Source organism: Pseudomonas imrae (assembly GCF_046352735.2).
Lineage (GTDB): Bacteria > Pseudomonadota > Gammaproteobacteria > Pseudomonadales > Pseudomonadaceae > Aquipseudomonas > Aquipseudomonas imrae.
The window spans coordinates 3,565,661-3,581,935 of the sequence record NZ_CP110853.2; the positions used below are offsets into that span (position 1 = coordinate 3,565,661).

General features: G+C 56.9%; 16 protein-coding genes and 2 pseudogenes. 7 read left to right on the plus strand and 11 right to left on the minus strand.

What is annotated here, in order from left to right:
* The first annotated feature begins 5 nt into the window (after positions 1 to 5).
* The 5 genes and pseudogenes from OQ460_RS15980 to OQ460_RS16000 form a co-directional block, all read left to right on the plus strand.
* Complete coding sequence (locus tag OQ460_RS15980) at positions 6 to 338, plus strand: carboxymuconolactone decarboxylase family protein (protein ID WP_410018386.1); 333 nt, start codon at positions 6 to 8, stop codon at positions 336 to 338.
* 44 nt (positions 339 to 382) lie between these two features.
* On the plus strand, positions 383 to 1,489 hold the full coding sequence (locus tag OQ460_RS15985) for an alkene reductase (RefSeq protein WP_410018387.1): 1,107 nt from the start codon (positions 383 to 385) through the stop codon (positions 1,487 to 1,489).
* Positions 1,490 to 1,537: 48 nt separating this feature from the next.
* Positions 1,538 to 1,756: a tautomerase family protein gene (locus tag OQ460_RS15990; RefSeq protein WP_197865520.1), complete on the plus strand. Its 219-nt coding sequence runs from the start codon at positions 1,538 to 1,540 to the stop codon at positions 1,754 to 1,756.
* 116 nt (positions 1,757 to 1,872) lie between these two features.
* Positions 1,873 to 2,328, plus strand: a pseudogene (kefF, locus tag OQ460_RS15995) (glutathione-regulated potassium-efflux system oxidoreductase KefF); the annotation flags it as partial.
* A gap of 13 nt (positions 2,329 to 2,341) precedes the next feature.
* A pseudogene (locus OQ460_RS16000) lies at positions 2,342 to 2,626 on the plus strand (glutathione-regulated potassium-efflux system protein KefC); the annotation flags it as partial.
* A 14-nt stretch (positions 2,627 to 2,640) separates the two neighbouring features.
* Here the strand turns inward: OQ460_RS16000 and OQ460_RS16005 are convergent.
* The 10 genes from OQ460_RS16005 to OQ460_RS16050 form a co-directional block, all read right to left on the minus strand.
* Positions 2,641 to 2,970 carry a thioredoxin family protein gene (locus tag OQ460_RS16005; protein WP_095633395.1) on the minus strand — a complete coding sequence of 110 codons (330 nt, stop codon included), beginning with the start codon at positions 2,968 to 2,970 and terminating at the stop codon, positions 2,641 to 2,643.
* 63 nt (positions 2,971 to 3,033) lie between these two features.
* Complete coding sequence (locus OQ460_RS16010) at positions 3,034 to 3,732, minus strand: DsbA family oxidoreductase (protein ID WP_410018388.1); 699 nt, start codon at positions 3,730 to 3,732, stop codon at positions 3,034 to 3,036.
* A 23-nt stretch (positions 3,733 to 3,755) separates the two neighbouring features.
* Entirely contained in the window at positions 3,756 to 4,328 is a 573-nt protein-coding gene (locus OQ460_RS16015; RefSeq protein ID WP_410018389.1) for a TetR/AcrR family transcriptional regulator, read from the minus strand.
* A 105-nt stretch (positions 4,329 to 4,433) separates the two neighbouring features.
* The gene (locus tag OQ460_RS16020) at positions 4,434 to 5,207 is read right to left on the minus strand and encodes an SDR family NAD(P)-dependent oxidoreductase (RefSeq protein ID WP_410018390.1); all 774 of its coding nucleotides are present in this window, start codon (positions 5,205 to 5,207) and stop codon (positions 4,434 to 4,436) included.
* A 55-nt stretch (positions 5,208 to 5,262) separates the two neighbouring features.
* Positions 5,263 to 5,850: an OsmC family protein gene (locus OQ460_RS16025; protein WP_410018391.1), complete on the minus strand. Its 588-nt coding sequence runs from the start codon at positions 5,848 to 5,850 to the stop codon at positions 5,263 to 5,265.
* Between the two features lie 398 nt (positions 5,851 to 6,248).
* Positions 6,249 to 6,824: a TetR/AcrR family transcriptional regulator gene (locus tag OQ460_RS16030; RefSeq protein ID WP_104910642.1), complete on the minus strand. Its 576-nt coding sequence runs from the start codon at positions 6,822 to 6,824 to the stop codon at positions 6,249 to 6,251.
* Between the two features lie 701 nt (positions 6,825 to 7,525).
* A complete protein-coding gene (locus tag OQ460_RS16035) occupies positions 7,526 to 8,740 on the minus strand; it encodes an aldose 1-epimerase family protein (protein ID WP_410018392.1) in 1,215 nt (404 codons plus the stop codon).
* Positions 8,741 to 8,896: 156 nt separating this feature from the next.
* A complete protein-coding gene (locus tag OQ460_RS16040) occupies positions 8,897 to 10,249 on the minus strand; it encodes an SLC13 family permease (RefSeq protein WP_410018393.1) in 1,353 nt (450 codons plus the stop codon).
* Positions 10,250 to 10,399: 150 nt separating this feature from the next.
* The gene (scpB, locus tag OQ460_RS16045) at positions 10,400 to 11,194 is read right to left on the minus strand and encodes a methylmalonyl-CoA decarboxylase (RefSeq protein WP_410018394.1); all 795 of its coding nucleotides are present in this window, start codon (positions 11,192 to 11,194) and stop codon (positions 10,400 to 10,402) included.
* Positions 11,191 to 12,420: a CaiB/BaiF CoA transferase family protein gene (locus tag OQ460_RS16050; protein WP_410018395.1), complete on the minus strand. Its 1,230-nt coding sequence runs from the start codon at positions 12,418 to 12,420 to the stop codon at positions 11,191 to 11,193. The genes scpB and OQ460_RS16050 overlap by 4 nt, the downstream gene beginning before the upstream one ends.
* A gap of 180 nt (positions 12,421 to 12,600) precedes the next feature.
* Here OQ460_RS16050 and OQ460_RS16055 point away from each other — a divergent pair, with 180 nt between their 5' ends.
* Positions 12,601 to 13,545 carry a LysR substrate-binding domain-containing protein gene (locus tag OQ460_RS16055; protein WP_410018396.1) on the plus strand — a complete coding sequence of 315 codons (945 nt, stop codon included), beginning with the start codon at positions 12,601 to 12,603 and terminating at the stop codon, positions 13,543 to 13,545.
* 171 nt (positions 13,546 to 13,716) lie between these two features.
* Complete coding sequence (locus tag OQ460_RS16060; RefSeq protein ID WP_410018397.1) at positions 13,717 to 14,679, plus strand: proline iminopeptidase-family hydrolase; 963 nt, start codon at positions 13,717 to 13,719, stop codon at positions 14,677 to 14,679.
* Positions 14,680 to 14,753: 74 nt separating this feature from the next.
* On the opposite strand, the gene OQ460_RS16065 is transcribed toward OQ460_RS16060, so the two are convergent.
* Positions 14,754 to 16,265, minus strand: coding sequence for a nucleobase:cation symporter-2 family protein (locus OQ460_RS16065; protein WP_410018398.1), 1,512 nt, complete (start codon positions 16,263 to 16,265; stop codon positions 14,754 to 14,756).
* Positions 16,266 to 16,275 lie beyond the last annotated feature (10 nt).

The window sequence follows — 16,275 nt, forward strand, 5'->3', positions numbered from 1 at the left end:
ATCCCATGCAAGATTGGAAGCAAACCCGCAAAGACATCAATACTCGTTTGGTAGAACTAAACGGCCTGTCTCCGGAAACAATGAAAGGCATGGCGGCGCTCGGCGCTGCCGGCGGCAAGACCAATTACCTGGACGCGAAGACCCGCGAACTGATTTCGCTCGCCGTGGCCGTGACCACCCGCTGCGACGGTTGCATCGCCTTCCACGCCGCCGAAGCCAAGAAACTTGGCGTCACCAGTGAAGAAGTCGCCGAAGCACTGGGCGTGGCAATCAACATGAACGCCGGTGCCGCGTTGGTGTACAGCACACATGTGCTGGACGCATTCGATAAGTCGTAAATCAAACGCTAACTTTCAACCTGTTAACGACTTCGAGACTAATCATGAATAAGCTGTTCACCCCTTACGATCTGTCCGGTACTGCGCTAAAAAACCGGGTCGTTATGGCCCCCATGACCCGCACCCGGACACTAGACAACATCCCTAACGAGTTCACCGCGCTGTATTACGCACAGCGTGCTTCTGCTGGTCTGCTGATCACCGAAGGCCTGCCGATTTCCGACGAAGCCCGCGGCTACCTGTACACCCCAGGTATTTATGCCGACGAACACTTGCCAGGCTGGCGTCAGGTCACCGACGCGGTGCATGCCAAGGGCGGGAAGATCTTCGCGCAGTTATGGCACGTTGGCCGTATGTCCCATATTTCGGTGCACGGCATGGTTCCGGTTTCTTCGGGTACTCAGCCGGCGGTCGATACCACGGTGTATGCCTGGATCGAGCCTGGTGAATCCGGCGCTGTGCAACCCAGCGTGCCCCGTTCGCTGGAAACGGAAGAAGTGAAACGTGTCATCGCTGACTTTGTGAAGTCTGCGCGTATGGCGATGGAGGCCGGTTTTGACGGTATCGAAATCATGGCTGCCAACGGGTTCCTGTTCGATCAGTTCCTCAGCAGCGCCTTGAACACCCGCACCGACCAGTACGGTGGCTCTATCGCCAATCGCCAGCGCTTTCTGCTGGAAACCATTGACGCGATTGCTGCCGAAATCGGTGGCTCGAAGATTGGCGTACGGTTCTCGCCGTTTGGCCGCCTGTATGACTTTGGTGTGTACGAAGGTGAAGCAGAAACCTGGATGAGCATGGCGGCAGCGCTTAATGAACGCGAACTGGCCTACGTCCACCTGAACTACCAACCGACCATCATCGCCGCGCAAACGCCGCCTGGTTTCAGCGCTGCGTTCCGTGAAGCCTACAAAGGCACCTTGATGGCTGCCGGTGGGTTCACCCAAGCCCTCGCTGAGTCGGAACTGACCAAAGGTGAACTCGACTTGATCGCCTTCGGTACGGCCTACATCGCCAACCCTGACCTGGTAGAGCGCATGCAGCACGGCTGGCCATTGGCAGAGGGTGATCGCGCGACTTACTACGGTGTCAGCGATCGCATTGCCAAGGGTTACACCGACTACCCGGAATACGTTGCAGCCAAAGCCTGATTACTCGCTGTTTCATCACTGTCCACTTCAGACGTCAAGGAGCACACCATGCCACTCGTTACCATCAAGGGCATTGAAGGCGTTTTTACCGACCAGCAGAAAGCCGAAGTCATCCAGAAAGTAACGGACGCCATGGTGTCTGTGGAAGGTGAAAACATGCGCGCCCTCACCTGGGTCATCTTCGAAGAGGTCAAAAGCGGAGATTGGGGAATCGCTGGCAAACCCGTGACTGCTCAGGACGTATTGAAACTTCAAGCAGGTAAATAAAAAGGGTTCACCCCCCCAAAAAAAATGACTCTCTGGTCGGTGGGCATTCTCATGTCCAACGACCAGGGAGTTTTTGCGTTGTGATTGAACACGCGATTTATCGTGGAATGTTCCCAATGATTCTGATCATTTATGCTCACCCTTACCCCGACAAATCCAGGGTTAACCAGGTGATGCTCAGGCAAACCTCCAATAACCCGGATGTGGTCATACGCTCCCTTTATGACCTGCACCCGGATTTCAACGTCGATGTCCAAGCCGAGCAGCAAGCCCTCGAACAGGCAGAGTTGCTGGTCCTGCAACATCCGCTGTACTGGTACTGCTGCCCGCCGCTGCTGAAATTGTGGATCGATAAAGTCTTCACCCAAGGGGGGCCTATGGCAAAGGCGCCACCGCGCTCAAAGGTAAGAGCTTGTTGTGGGCCGTGACCACCGGTGGCGAGCACGACCAGTTCGACATGGGTGCCCCCCGGGTTTTCGGTGCTTGCCCAACCCCTGCATGCGACCGCGACCTACTGCCAGATGCGCTGGCTGACGCCTGTGGCTGTCCACGGTGCCTTCAACGCTGCCCCTCGCCCCTGCTTTCGCATTGTCCTTGGGCCGCAGGGCATTGGAGCAACTGGGCATTGGTCGCTGCAAAGCCCGCGAACGAGCGGATCGATTCCGTCGCCTGAACCTGGAGATGCTGGAAGAAATGGCCGCGCAGCCTGTGGATGATACCGAGTTCAAGTATGACGCCTACAAACGGGCCAACGCGCTGTTAACGGAAATCTTCAACGAAGACCGCGCTCATCCCATCGATAACTGGTCCGGGGCAAATCCACACCCGAGGGATGAAAAAGAACGCCAGGCTGATCAGCCTGACCGCTGATGGAGGAGGTTCGGTTAAATCGCCTCTTCCAACTCCGCAAGAATGGCTTTTTTCATTGTTCCAACTGAACGGGATCCGGGCATGACCCGCAGCAGCCGCCCCTCATGGAACACCGCCAAGGATGGCACCGCCCGGATACCGTACATTTGCGCGATCGTCGGAGACACCGCCACATCAATCTTTGCAAAAGCCGCCAGGGAGTGAAGCTTTTCTTCCAAGGCATGAAACACCGGTTTCATCTCCTGACAAGGCTTGCACCAGGACGCTGAAAACAGCACAACGCTGCTGCCTTTGGCCACAAAGCGGGCGAACTGCTGAGCACTCAACTCAACGATACGGCTCATTTGGATCTCGCTCTCAATATGGATGAAGGGCGGCACAACCCAGTGCCGCACCGCTTCTGCTGATCAAATTTTGCAGCCATCTACGCCGCAGACTTGACTGCTGAATGCGTCATCTTCGACTTTCGACTTCTCCTGCATCTTGTTCAGCGCTTCAAGAAAAGCAGCCTCAGGCTGAGCACCGGACAATGAGAAGGCATTATCGAATACAAACAAAGGCACGCCCGAACCTAGTTGCGCGGCGATATGTTCGTCTTCCTCCATCTCTTCGCGCAATTCAACGGATGACCACGCCCGTTGGATTAACGCGTTCGAAACGCCTGCGGTCTTGGCTATGGCCTCCAGGCTGCCGCGATCAAACAGCGACTGACCATGGGAGGTGCTTTGCTCATACAACGCCTCGACCAAGCGTTTTTTAACGGCTTCGTTCGCAACCGCCTTGACCAGTACATGGGCATCTGCAGTATCGCCAAACAGCATGCTGTCAAAGCGGTAATCAAGCCCATCGGCCCGACCATATTTACTGACGGTGTTCATCATCGCGACAGCGGAATCCGGATTGCCGAGCTTGCGTTTAAGGGCAGCGATCATAGGCTCTGGCGCGTGATTCGCCGCCAGGCGATAGGCCCTGACGTTGACTTGTACATTATCTTTTTCAGCAAATTTATCGAGCGCCTGCTCGAATCGACGCTTGGCTACCCAGCACCAAGGGCAAACAAAATCAGACCAGATATCCACTGCATATTTTTTCGAAGAAGTTTGCATGACTCGTCCTGTACTCAAAGAAATTAAGACCGCGTTACCAGCGTTTCAAGCAAATGATCGAAGCCTGCCAACGGGTCGGTTGATCGGCCCAATGTCCAATCGATAAGGCTCGCACCCTCCAGGCTGCTCAGCAGCATGAACGCGTAGGTCTCAACGGGTTTGTCGAGCGACCAGTTGCGCTGCCGGACCCCGTCATTGAGGGTGGCCTGAAGCCAATCGAGCTGGCTCTCAAAGAACACCCGAGTGAGCCCTTGCAGCGACAGCGGCAGTGCCGCCATTTCTGCCGCCAGGGCGCCACACAAGGGCAGCAGCCCCTCGTTGGCGCTGATGATGAAAAGCCGGGCAAAACCACGAAGCCGCAGCAACGGATTGGTATTCATTTCTTCGATCGAACTGAGGGTCGCATCGAAGCGTTTGATGTAGTCCTTGATCAGCTCCGCGCCCAGGCTTTCCTTGGTCGGGAAGTGATGGTGAATACTGGCTTTTCTAATACCGATCTGCGCCGCAAGATCGGCATAACTGAACGCGGAATAGCCCTTGGAGCGCATTTGGGTTTCCGCGACTTTCAACAGCGCTGCTTTTGTCGTGATCGACATTGAAGACTCCTGCAGCCAGCATTCAGCCTTCTTTCACTTGTACTGAGTGAAGGCGTGAAAGCTCCCGCGGAGGGAGCTTTCATCAGGCCGCGCTCGCCACTGTGGTCAGGCCCGAACAGCCATAATTCCAGCATCCACGTCCCAGATTGCACCGGTCACCCAGGACGTCTTGTCCGACAGCAGGAACAGGATGGTGTTGGCGACGTCTTCGGGAACGCCGACTCGTCCCAACGGGTGGAAATCGTTCAGCGACTTCATCGCTTCCGGGATCGCCTCTTTGTCCATGAACCCTTCATAGATCGAGGTGTGAACGATCCCTGGCGAGACAGCGTTGACCCGAATACCCGAGTGAGCCAACTCAATTGCCAGATTGCGTGTCAGCGCATGCAAACCTGCCTTTGCCATGGAGTAGGCAGAGGCCGGCGAACCTGCCAATGCGGCCTGTGCACCGATGGAGCCGACGTTGACAATTGCCCCTTCAAGCTTGGCGGCCAGCATGTTCTTGACCACGGCCTGAGTGATGAAGAAGGTCGCGCGGTTGAGCGACAGGTACATGTCGTACTCGGCCTCATCGTGCTCGGTGAACGGCTTGGGAATAAAGATCCCGGCGGAGTTCACCATCAGGCTGATATCGCTATGGTTGGCATTGATTTCCTTACGAACGAAATTCATGCCCTCTTCAGTCATCAGGTTGGCGACGATCACCGACACAGGGCCCAGCGGGCTAAGCTCGTTACGCACCGCATCAGCCTTGTCTTGCTTGCTGCCGGTGAGCACTACGCTGCCGCCTGCCTTTAGCACCATGCGTGCCGTTTCCAGGCCCATGCCACTGGTACCGCCGACGACCAACAGTTTTTTGCCTTTAAAAAAAACGTTCATTGCAGACTCCGGTTATCCAGATTTCGTAAGGGTCGGCACCAGGGCAGCTAGCCGCCTACCGGTGCACGCTAGGTTTGAAACAGGCGAATCCGCCCTCACGCACTTCGAGGGTCGGCACCATACGGATAGCTTTCGAAAAGTTGGCGTAGTTGACAGAGGTTTTGAGCACCACGTTGTGCAACTCTTCAACACGCTCACGGGAGGCGTCGGTATGCAGGCGAATCACTACACTCACTTCGTCGTAGCCCGGGTTGACGCTTTCGTCGATTCCCAGGAAGCCACGCAGGTCGAGGGTGCCGTCAGTCTCGATTTCCAGGCTGTGAATCTTGATCCCCATCATCGCGGCATTGGCGGCATAACCGACCGACATGCAGGCGTTGAGAGCGGCCATCAGCAGCTCTTGAGGGTTAGGCGCAGTGTTTTGGCCCAGCAACTCATTAGGCTCATCGGCGACGATTTCGAAATCCCGCGAGTAGGTTTCACCGGCCAGACTGTAGCGGTTGACTTTGGCCACAGAGCGAGTCTGGCCTTTCCACTGAGTCTTGACGTTGAAGCTCGCGTGGCGCTTGGTCGCATCCTCAGCAACGCCTTGGGCAAACTGCTGGAGTGCGGCGACATCGATACCATTCAGGTTGTTGCTCATGTGTTCGTTCCTCTTCGGATGGACCGGGCGTTTGGCCCGGAAGAGAAACAAGACTACCAACTAGTAGGTTGTCGATCAAGAAATTATTCTTCTTAAAACCAACCACCGAAAAAACAGCTTAAACAGCGTTTTTTTCCTGAATAGGGATAACTGCGATAACAATGCAGTGATTGCTACTTAATCTTGTACTTTTGGTCACACACCGAAAGTGTAGAAATGGGTAGGTATCCGCAACCCAAACGCGAGACTAGACGTACGCTCGTCAGATTGAGTGCGCGCAAAAAGAATTCAGAGAGTGTGAGCTAAGCGGCTGAAACCACTTACGAGGCGGGAAAACGGACCGAGCCAGCAGTGGCAGAATCGGTCGTTTTATGACGCAGAAAAAAGCTGATCGAACCTCAGTGATGCGTTTCGGTAACCCGAAGTCCATCTAAAATGAAATCAAATCCAGAAGACTGTTCGTAATTGTCGTTCAGCGCCCAAGATACAAAGCTGCCACCTTCCAACGTATTCAAGATGAACCTGGCAACCTTCACGCCATCCAGCTCAGCTTTGAGTTCCCCTGCCGCTTGGCCCAGTGCGATATTGGCCTGAAGCCAATTGAGATGGATTTCGAAAAAGTCCCGCGTCATTTCCTTTAGGCTTTCAGGCAAAGCCAGCAACTCCGCCGCCAAGGCACCGCAGAGCGGAAGCATCGCATTTTTACTGCTTTGCGCGAACATCAAGGCGAAGGCATTGAGCCGATCGATAATGCCGGTATTTTCATCATTGATGCATTCCAGCTGATTCTTGAACCGGAACAGATAACTCTCAACGATGGCAATCGCCAGACTTTCTTTGGTGGGAAAGTGGTGGTGAATACTCGCCTTCTTGATACCGATGTCTTCCGCCAGATCGGCATAGCTGAAGGCTGCGTAGCCCTTGGTACGCAACAGAATCTCAGCGCTGGTCAGGAGGTCGGAACGTGTACTCATGGTGCTGTTTCCAAATTTATCAATGCGGCATCATAAATTAGTACTTCTTCATAAGACAGCGCTCAGGTTGCGCACCTATGAACTACCCACTGGAATCGGCCACAAGCAGCCAGCCGTTTCACAGCGCTGCATTCTCCTCAGTGAAATAGGCCTAACGTTAGGTTGCCAACTTTCTACTGTTGCCGCTGCCGCCCTCATGAGGCACTGAAAAAACTCGCATAAAATGCTGTCTTGATTAGGATAATCGTAGGGATAGAGACTTTAGAAATCAGCATGAATTTATTGTAAAACAGGTACTTAAGTTTTCATTCGAGTCCAGGTCGTGCCAGACAAGGTTCCAGAGAAGGCTTTCAAAATCTCTGAAACCCCCGAAAAACCCGCCTTATGGCGGTTTTTTTCGTTTTGGCATTCCATCGGTTTCCGGTAAGTCCAACCCAATGGCCGGGAGTGACTGACCTCATTCGGCAACTACCCCATCGTTGGCCTATCGAGTCGTCAATGCAGATTCTCGATACGAATAGCAGGCTAGACACCTACCCACGGCCGACAAAACAGACTGGAATCCGTCTGCCAGCCGTTGCGAGCAGCCCATCGACTGCTCAAGGTCGCGCACGCTGGCGGACCTTGAACAAGCCGACGGGATCAGACGCAAACATTTGGCCGAGGGGCTGCAATATCGGCCGACAATGCTCTAGCCGGTGTCACCCCTTGGTCAGATCAACCAACGGCGTCTGCCGCACCTCAGTCTCCCGCCCACCCTGGATCTCGCTCACCTGCTTCAAGGCCTTATCCACAGCCGCCTTATCCGCCAGCAAGCTGTAGCTGATGCGGAACTGCTTGTGTTCCTTCGGCCCAATTGTTGGTACCAGGTTCAGTGGCCGCTGATAACGACGGTTGTAGGAAAAACTTGTCCCCGGCTCCAGCCCCGTGACATAGCCCTGGCCTTGGGTATCGGTGTTTTTCCACAGGGAAAACACGGGCAGTGTCTGAGTATTGAAGCCGACCGAAACGCCCAGGCTGCCGGCCTTGTTATGCAACACGGTCAACGTATCGCCCTTGGCATCGGCATACGGCACTACGTTGTAAACCGTTTCGTCGTAGTCCTTGGTCGGTGCGCGATAGGTTTGCCAGTCGGGCAGATCGCCCTTGGCCTTGTCGTTGAACGGCGACACCTGTTTCACCGGCGCGGCGAAACGAGCGCCCTGCTCCAGGAACGGGGTGCTGAAGTTACTGTGATACAGCGCCTGGTATTCCTTCGGGTAGTCGCCGTTGTTGGCTAGGGTGTCGTTGAGGGCGAACACTACGCTGCCAGGTTCGGTGACCAGTTCGGTCGCGACGGAGAAGTCGACCTTCTTGAAAGCCTGCTCTTTCAGTTCACCGCGCAAGGTGATGGCGTACGGTGGTTTCTCATCGATGTGCAGGGTGACTTTGTTCGCAGGAATGTTGGCCGCCCGACCGTGCAGGGTCAGCAGTTCGCCGTTGTCGACGCCGGGGTGGCCGACCCATTCGTATCCGCAGCGGGTGACCAACTCGTTGAAACCTTCCAACCAGCCCAGACCACCGCGACCATTGAGTTCGATGAAGGACGGGTTGACCACCTCCTTGACCGGCGAATCCCAGCCCATGCGTACATTGCCGACCGAGGCCTGCAAGACGTTCATTCCGCGAGTCGGCACTACCGAGAGCTTCATCGTGCCGTTATCGATGTCGACGATGCTGACGCCCTCCTGCCGACCGCCGTGCAAGGTGCGCAGGGTAACGCTGAAGGGTTTGTCGGTTTTTATGCCGAGTTGCTGGCTGGTGATCTGCCAGTTCTGGGCGGCTCTGTCGGTGTCGAGCAGAACGTAATCCCAGGCCATGGCGTGGGAGGCAGCGGACAGTGCGCTAAGGGCAACAAAGAGTTTGAGCGGGGTCATGGCAGCAGCCTTTCTTGGAGTTGTGCCAGTTTTATAAACTTGGTGAAACGTTTCAGCAAGCTTAAAAAGCGACACAACGCGAGCAAATGCCAAGAAAGATCCGAGACCAATCGGAAAATTGAGTCCCTCCGGCTGATCAGGGCCTGACCCGATAGCTCAGAGCACCCCTGGCACCACCAGGGTCAACCAGGCAACACAGGGCCCCACCAGGGCAACCACCGCGCTGTAGACCAGCAGGCTGCGCAACACTTTTTCTCGTTCCTGCGGGGGAGTATTGGCAATCACCAGCGCACCATTGGTGGAGAACGGGCTGGTGTCGACGATGGTGGTGGAAATGGCGATAGCCGCGACCACGCCGACTGCACTGATATGGCCCTGGCTCAAGAATGGCACGGCCAGGGGAATGATCACCCCTAGCAACGCCGTGGACGAAGCGAAGGAGGAGATAATTGCGGCAGTGAAGCACAGCAGCAAAGCGACCAGCAGCGGTTCACCCAAGCCGGAGATGCCATGGGCGACATAGTCGATGGTACCGATCGTCTGCATCACGCCGATGTAAGTGATGATCCCGGTGACCAGCAGAACAGTCGACCAACTGACCTTGTCAATGGCCCCCTTCTGCGCTTTGGGCGCGAACATGGCCAGGACAACCGAGACCGTCATGGCCACCAACCCGATATTGAACTTGAACACTAATGCCGAGATCGCCAGGGCCAACAGCCCGACCAGCGTCGACAGCTTGGCCCCGTCCAGGCCGCTGAGGGTATGCAGCGGCGCACCGGTACCTGTCAGGTCAGCACGATGATAAGCAGGGGACGCCGGCGTACCGCCGTGGCCAAGGATCGCCAGCGATGCACCGCCAGCATGCAACACGGGACCGGACGGGACCACCGCCAATGACAGGCGAGCGCTACGCAATCCACCGAAGACTACGAATACCACCATGGCAATCCCCAGGTTGAACAGCAGGCTGGTGATGAACAGAGTGAACGGTGCATAAGGCAGCCCGGAGGACGCAACGATCTGATTGGTTATGCCACCGAAAATACTCACTGGAGAGAAACTGCCACCTTGAGCGCCGTGGATCACCATCAGTCCCATAAGCACCGGGTTGATGCGGTATTGCACGGCGAAGTTAAGAGCAATAGGCGCCAGGATCGCTGCCACCGCAGGGCTCAGCGCACCGAAACCAGTGAGCAGCGCCGCCACCACGAACATCACCCAGGGTATCCAGGCGACATGACCTCGCACCATCAACACTGCCCGTTCGATCAGCCAGTCGATGGTGCCGTTGTTCTGGGCGATGCCGAACAAATAGGTGACACCGACCAAAGTCAGGAACAAGTCACTGGGAAAGCCGGCGAAGATGGTCGCCGATGTCATGTCCATTATCACCGAGCCGACGATAAAGGCCGCTGCGAACGCCAGCGCGCCCATGTTGATCGGCAACACGCTGGCGATAGCAAAAATGACCACTAGAACCAAAATCGACAGAGTTTCATTATTCATTTCAATCTGACTCCCCGCATTCGGACGGCCCCGCAGGTACCGTCCTTGTTATTATTGTTTCGGGATATTTAGCAATCGACTCACGTCAGGCCGAGCGTGCCAAAACGAAAAGTCGGTCGTACAAACACAGAAGCGTTCAAATCTGTCGTGCTAATTGCCATTAAATGCTGCTGGCCGGCGCTCGGCAAAGGCTGCCAGTCCTTCGCCAAAGTCAGCACTTTCGCAGGCTTGTCGGCGCAGCTCGGCAATTTGCTCCATCGCCTGCACCGGCATCGGTTGCAGGTCTTCGAGGATACGCAGCTGTTCCTTGACCGCCGCAACGGCTAGCGGCGCTTTGCTGGCGATGCCGTGTGCCAGCTCCAGCGCGGTCGCTTCCAGCACATCGGTGTCGACCAGTCGGTTGACCAGGCCAAACCGTTCCGCCCGCTGCGCATCGAGCTTTTGTGCAGTGAAAAACATCTCCTTCAACACATGAATCGGCAAATTGTTGAAAAAGCGCAGCAATCCACTGGTGGTGTATGGCAAACCAATGTTCACCGCAGTCATGGCAAAGCTTGCACTGCGGTCCGCGACGACCAAGTCACAACTCATTACCAGATCCACCGCGCCGCCCCACACCGAGCCGGACACCAGGGCAATCACCACGCCGGGGTAGGCGCGGATGCGGCGCAATACCTGTTCGAGCGGTTTGCCATAGGCAATCGGGTCGCGGTCGTGTTGCAGTTCGCGGATATCGTGGCCGGCACTCCACACGGATTGGCCGACTTCACTGCCGAGGATCACCACCGGGATGCGTTGTGATGCCAAGGCGACGAGACTTTCGTCGAGCGCCGTCAGCAGTTGCGCGCTGAGTGCATTGCGGTGTGTGGGATTGCTGAAGACCAGCCGCGCGATGCGTTCATCGACCCGGTTGACGGTCACTGTTGTGCAAGAGGCTGGATTCATTGTGCGGCTCCTGTCGATTGCGCGCCGGTCATGTCATCGGAGTTCTGGAACACTATTTTGGCGGCGAGCAGTGCGTTGATTGATGCGGCGTCGAAACCGGCTTCGCGCAATACTTCGACGGTGTGTTCGCCAAGCAGTGGCGGTGGGCGGCTGACAACGCTGTCAGTGGCGCAAAACACCGGGGTCACTACCTGACGCAGTGCGCCAAGTGTCGGGTGCATGAGTGTCTCGGTCAGTTGGCTGTGCAGTACCTGCGGGTCGTCGAAGACCTCATCGAGTGTGTTGATCGGGCCGGCGGGTAGTCCTGCATCGACGAACAGCGAGGTCCACTCGCGTTTGCTGCGGGTTTTCAAACGACATTCCAGAATTTCTCTCAACTCGTCACGACGTTCGACCCTCGCTTCATTGGTGGCAAAGCGCGGATCGTCCGGCAACTCGGGCAAATCGAGCAGTACGCACAAACGCCCCCACATGGCCGAGGTAATCGGCGCCAGATTGAGTGGGCCATCCTTTGTCTGGAACACGCCGTAAGGTGCAATCACCGAATGGGCGTTGCCGGTGCGGCGCGGCACATCCCCCAGGCTGAGGTAGCGTTGACCGTGCACACTCAGCAACCCGACCAGACTGGCCAGCAGCGACGTGCTGACATGTTGGCCGCGCCCGGTGCGCTCACGCTCGAGCAGCGCGGCCAGCACCGCTGTCACCAACCACATGCCCGAAGTCAAATCGCCGATAGCGGTGCCGGTGCGTGTCGGATCGCCATCGACGAAACCGGTCAGGCTCATCAGCCCCGAGTAGCCTTGGGCGATCTGGTCGAAGCCCGGCCAACTGCTCATCGGCCCGTCGGCGCCAAAGGCGTTAATACTGCCCATTACCAGTCGCGGATTGCGGGCGCTGAGCACCTCATAACCGAGCCCCATGCTGTCCAGCGTTCCAGGTTTGAAATTCTCGATGACGACGTCGGCGTCATCGATCAGCTGCTCGATGGTGGTCAACCCTTCGGGACTGCGCAAGTCAATGCACATGCCGCGCTTGTTGCGGTTACACGATAAATAGTAGGTGCTCACGCCTCGGTCGAAGGGCCCCCAGGTGCGGCTCATATCGCCAGTCGGACCGGGCTCGATCTTGATCACATCGGCACCGAGGTCTGCCAGCACCATGGTGCAGAACGGCCCCGACAGTGCGCGACTCAGGTCGACGATTTTAACGCCCTGCAAAGCTTGCATAGGATTGTCCATTGAAGGGTTGAATACGGGCCATTGCGCCAAGGCCTTTGAAGCCCTGCTCGCCTTTGACGACCGGTGGCGCTTCGTTTGTGAGACGAGTCTAGGCGCCGTATCTCATATCCTTCAAATATGATATTCCTCTACTTTCATCGGAAAATCATATGGCTCTAGAGGGTAAACATGGATCTGCGGCAGTTGCGGTATTTCATCAAGGTGGTCGAGTGCGGGAACATCACCCGCGCCAGTGAAACGCTGCATATTGCACAGCCAGCCATCAGCCAGCAGATGCGCAACCTGGAGCAGGACATGGGCATGCAACTGCTCGAGCGCAGTGTGCATGGCGTTGTTGCCACAGCGGCTGGGCAAACGCTTTATCGGCATGCCATCGAACTGCTGCGCCAGGCCGACGGCACCCACGCACTGCTGCGCCAGGACGCCGAATTCCCCCAAGGCAAAGTTTCGGTCGGCATGCCGTCGAGTACGGCGCGCATGCTGGCAATTCCGCTCGCGCGCACGATTCGCAGCCGTTATCCGGGTATCAAGTTGGAATTGATCGATTCTCCGAGCGCCGAGCTCGGACGTCTGATCACGGTAGGGCGAGTGGCACTGGCGGTGAATGTCGATGTGGTCGAAACCAAGGGCATCGCTTTGCGGCGGCTGTTAACCGAAACGCTGTACTTGGTAGCGTGGCCGGAATTTTCATTGACGGATGAACCGGTGTCGATTGAGGCATTGGCGAAGATGCCGCTAGTGCTGCCCTGTGCTCCGAACACGATTCGCAGTCGGGTCGAATTTGCACTGCAGGAGGCCGGCCTGAAATGCGAGGTTGAATTCGAAGCCAATTCCACCGACCTGTTGTTCTCAGCCGTCAAGGCGCAACTCGGCGTCACGATCCTGCCGTGGGCCGCGGCCCATGTTGAGCTTGAGCAACACAGGCTCAAGCTGGCCAGGATCGATCATCGACTGTTCAAGCGCGAACTTTCACTGTGCTGGCATGACACGGTTGTAGAAAGCAACGCCGTGCAGAAGGTCAAGTCGACCATTTTCGAGCTGTTCGAGGAATTCGAGCGGCAGCCGGGGTGGGCAGATGAAATGGTCAAAGGTCAGAGCTTCCAAGACTACTGACAGGCTGCTTTGAATGCTGTTCTTGGCGACAGGCAGAAAGCGCAAACATGCAGCGGACATAACCGATTATCTGGCGAGTGATCCGAAGGAAAACCTAGCTGTTTTGCTAGTTACTTAAACTTTTTGTGCAGACTATCGTGTGGCTGACCATTTTTAATGACAGGGCACGCGATGGAATTCATCGAACAGATCCGCGAAGGCTTTATGGCCTTTCGCGACTACCAGACCTGGTACCGAGTGACCGGCGACCTTGGCAGCGGCAAGACACCGTTGGTCATTATCCATGGCGGCCCGGGTTGCACCCACGACTATGTGGACGCCTTCATGGACATCGCCGCCAGCCGGCATGCGGTGATTCACTATGATCAGTTGGGCAACGGCCGTTCAACCCACCTGCCGGGTGCGGCCTCTTCGTTCTGGACAGTGGAGCTGTTCCTGGAGGAGCTGGACAGCCTGTTGGATCACCTGCAAATCAGCGACAACTACGCAATTCTCGGGCAATCCTGGGGTGGCATGCTCGGCAGTGAACACGCGATACGCCAGCCCAAAGGCCTGCGAGCGTTTATCCCGGCCAACTCGCCGACCTGCATGCGCACCTGGGTAGCCGAAGCCAACCGCCTGCGCAAATTGTTGCCTGAAGGCGTGCATGAAACCCTGAGCAGGCATGAACACGCCGGAACCTGCCAGGACCCCGAATACCTTGCCGCATCGCGGATTTTCTATGATCAGCATGTATGTCGGGTAAACCCGTGGCCGGAAGAAGTGGCGCGTACCTTCGCCCTGGTAGGCGCGGACCCGACGGTGTATCACGCCATGAGCGGCCCGACCGAGTTTCATGTGATTGGCAGTCTGAAGGATTGGAAAAGCATTGGCCGGCTGTCGAGGATCGATGTACCAACCCTGGTAATTTCCGGGCGCCATGACGAGGCTACACCGTTGGTGGTAAAGCCGTTTCTGGATGAGATTCAGGATGTGCGCTGGGCGCTGTTCGAAGACTCCAGCCACATGCCCCACGTTGAAGAGCGCCAGGCGTGCATGGGGACGGTGGTGAAGTTTCTGGATGAAGTGTGCTCAAGCAATAACACCAGCGGGACACCCCGTAACAGCTGTCGAGCGCCAGCGAGGCTGCGTTAGCGGCCGGCCTGGCATACCGCTGACATAGCCTCGCTGTCGCTCGACAACTGCTACGGTGGAATTCTGGATCTTGCCTAGGCTTCGCTGGTCTCGGGCCTGCCTGGTACGGAGGCCTTCTTCGGTTCCTCGGCCACCACTGGAATCTCCGTCCCCTCGGCATCAAACAGCTTGCCACCCCGGAAATAATCTCCATCCCGCAGCGCAGCTACATCCTGGAAGCACAGGCTGCGTTCAGTGCCGGCGACAAACACCGACTGCTGATCGGAGTTGCCCGCCGTGAAGTGGTTGAACGCCAGGTTCAGCAGAATCGCCATGATCGCTGACGAGCTGATCCCCGAGTGAAAAATCGTGGCAAACCAGCTAGGGAACTGATCATAGAAGCTCGGCGCGGCGATGGGGATCATGCCGAACCCGATGGAAGTGGCGACGATGATCAGGTTCATATTGTTGCGGTAGTCGACCTTGGACAGCGTGCGGATGCCACTGGCCGCGACGGTCCCGAACAGCACGATCCCGGCGCCGCCCAGCACCGAAGTCGGTACCGCCGCAATCACGCGTCCCATGAACGGCAGCAAGCCAAGAATCACCAGAAACAGCCCACCCGTGGCCACCACAAAACGACTCTTGACCCCAGTGACCGCCACAAGGCCGACGTTCTGGGCGAAGGCGCTTTGGGTGAACGAGCCGAAGATCGGTGCAAACATGCTCGACAGCATGTCGGCACGCAGGCCGTTGCCCAGGCGCTTGGAGTCGACTTTGGTGTCGATGATCTCGCCCACCGCCAGAATATCGGCCGAGGTCTCTACCAGCGTCACCATCACCACGATGCACATGGAGATGATCGCAGCCACATGGAAGGTCGGCATGCCGAAATGGAACGGCGTGGGGAAGCCAAACATTGGCCCCTGAGTCACGCTGGAAAAGTCAGCCATCCCCAGGAAAACCGCGACCAACGTACCGATCACCATCGCCAACAGGATTGACAGCCGCGAGATGGTCGCGCTGCCGATTTTGCTCAGCAACAACACCAGCACCAGGGTAATTGCCGCCAGGCCGATGTTCGACATGCTGCCGAAATCTTCGGCACGGCTGTTGCCGCCCATGGCCCAACGTGCCGCGACCGGCATCAGGGTCAGGCCGATGGTGGTGATCACGATACCGGTCACCAAAGGCGGGAAAAACTTGGTAATTCGTGAGAAAACCGGGGTGATCAACAAGCCAATCAGCGACGCCGCCATCACCGCCCCAAGGATCGCTGGCACACCGCCCGCGCCCTCACTGCCGACAATCGCCACCATGGTTGCCACACCGGCAAAAGACACGCCTTGCACCAGCGGTAACTGGCAGCCAAAAAACGGCAGGCCCAAGGTTTGCAGCAACGTGGCCAAGCCTCCGGCGAACAACGAAGCGGCGATCAAAAGACCGATATCGGCGGGCGATAAACCGGCTGCCTGCCCCACAATCAACGGCACGGCCACGATGCCGCCGTACATGGTAAGCACATGCTGCAGGCCGTAAGCCATGTTGGCAGCGACGCCGAGATTCTCATCTTCTGGCCGTTGCGGTGACACCTTCGGGATAGTCATGGTGAGGGGG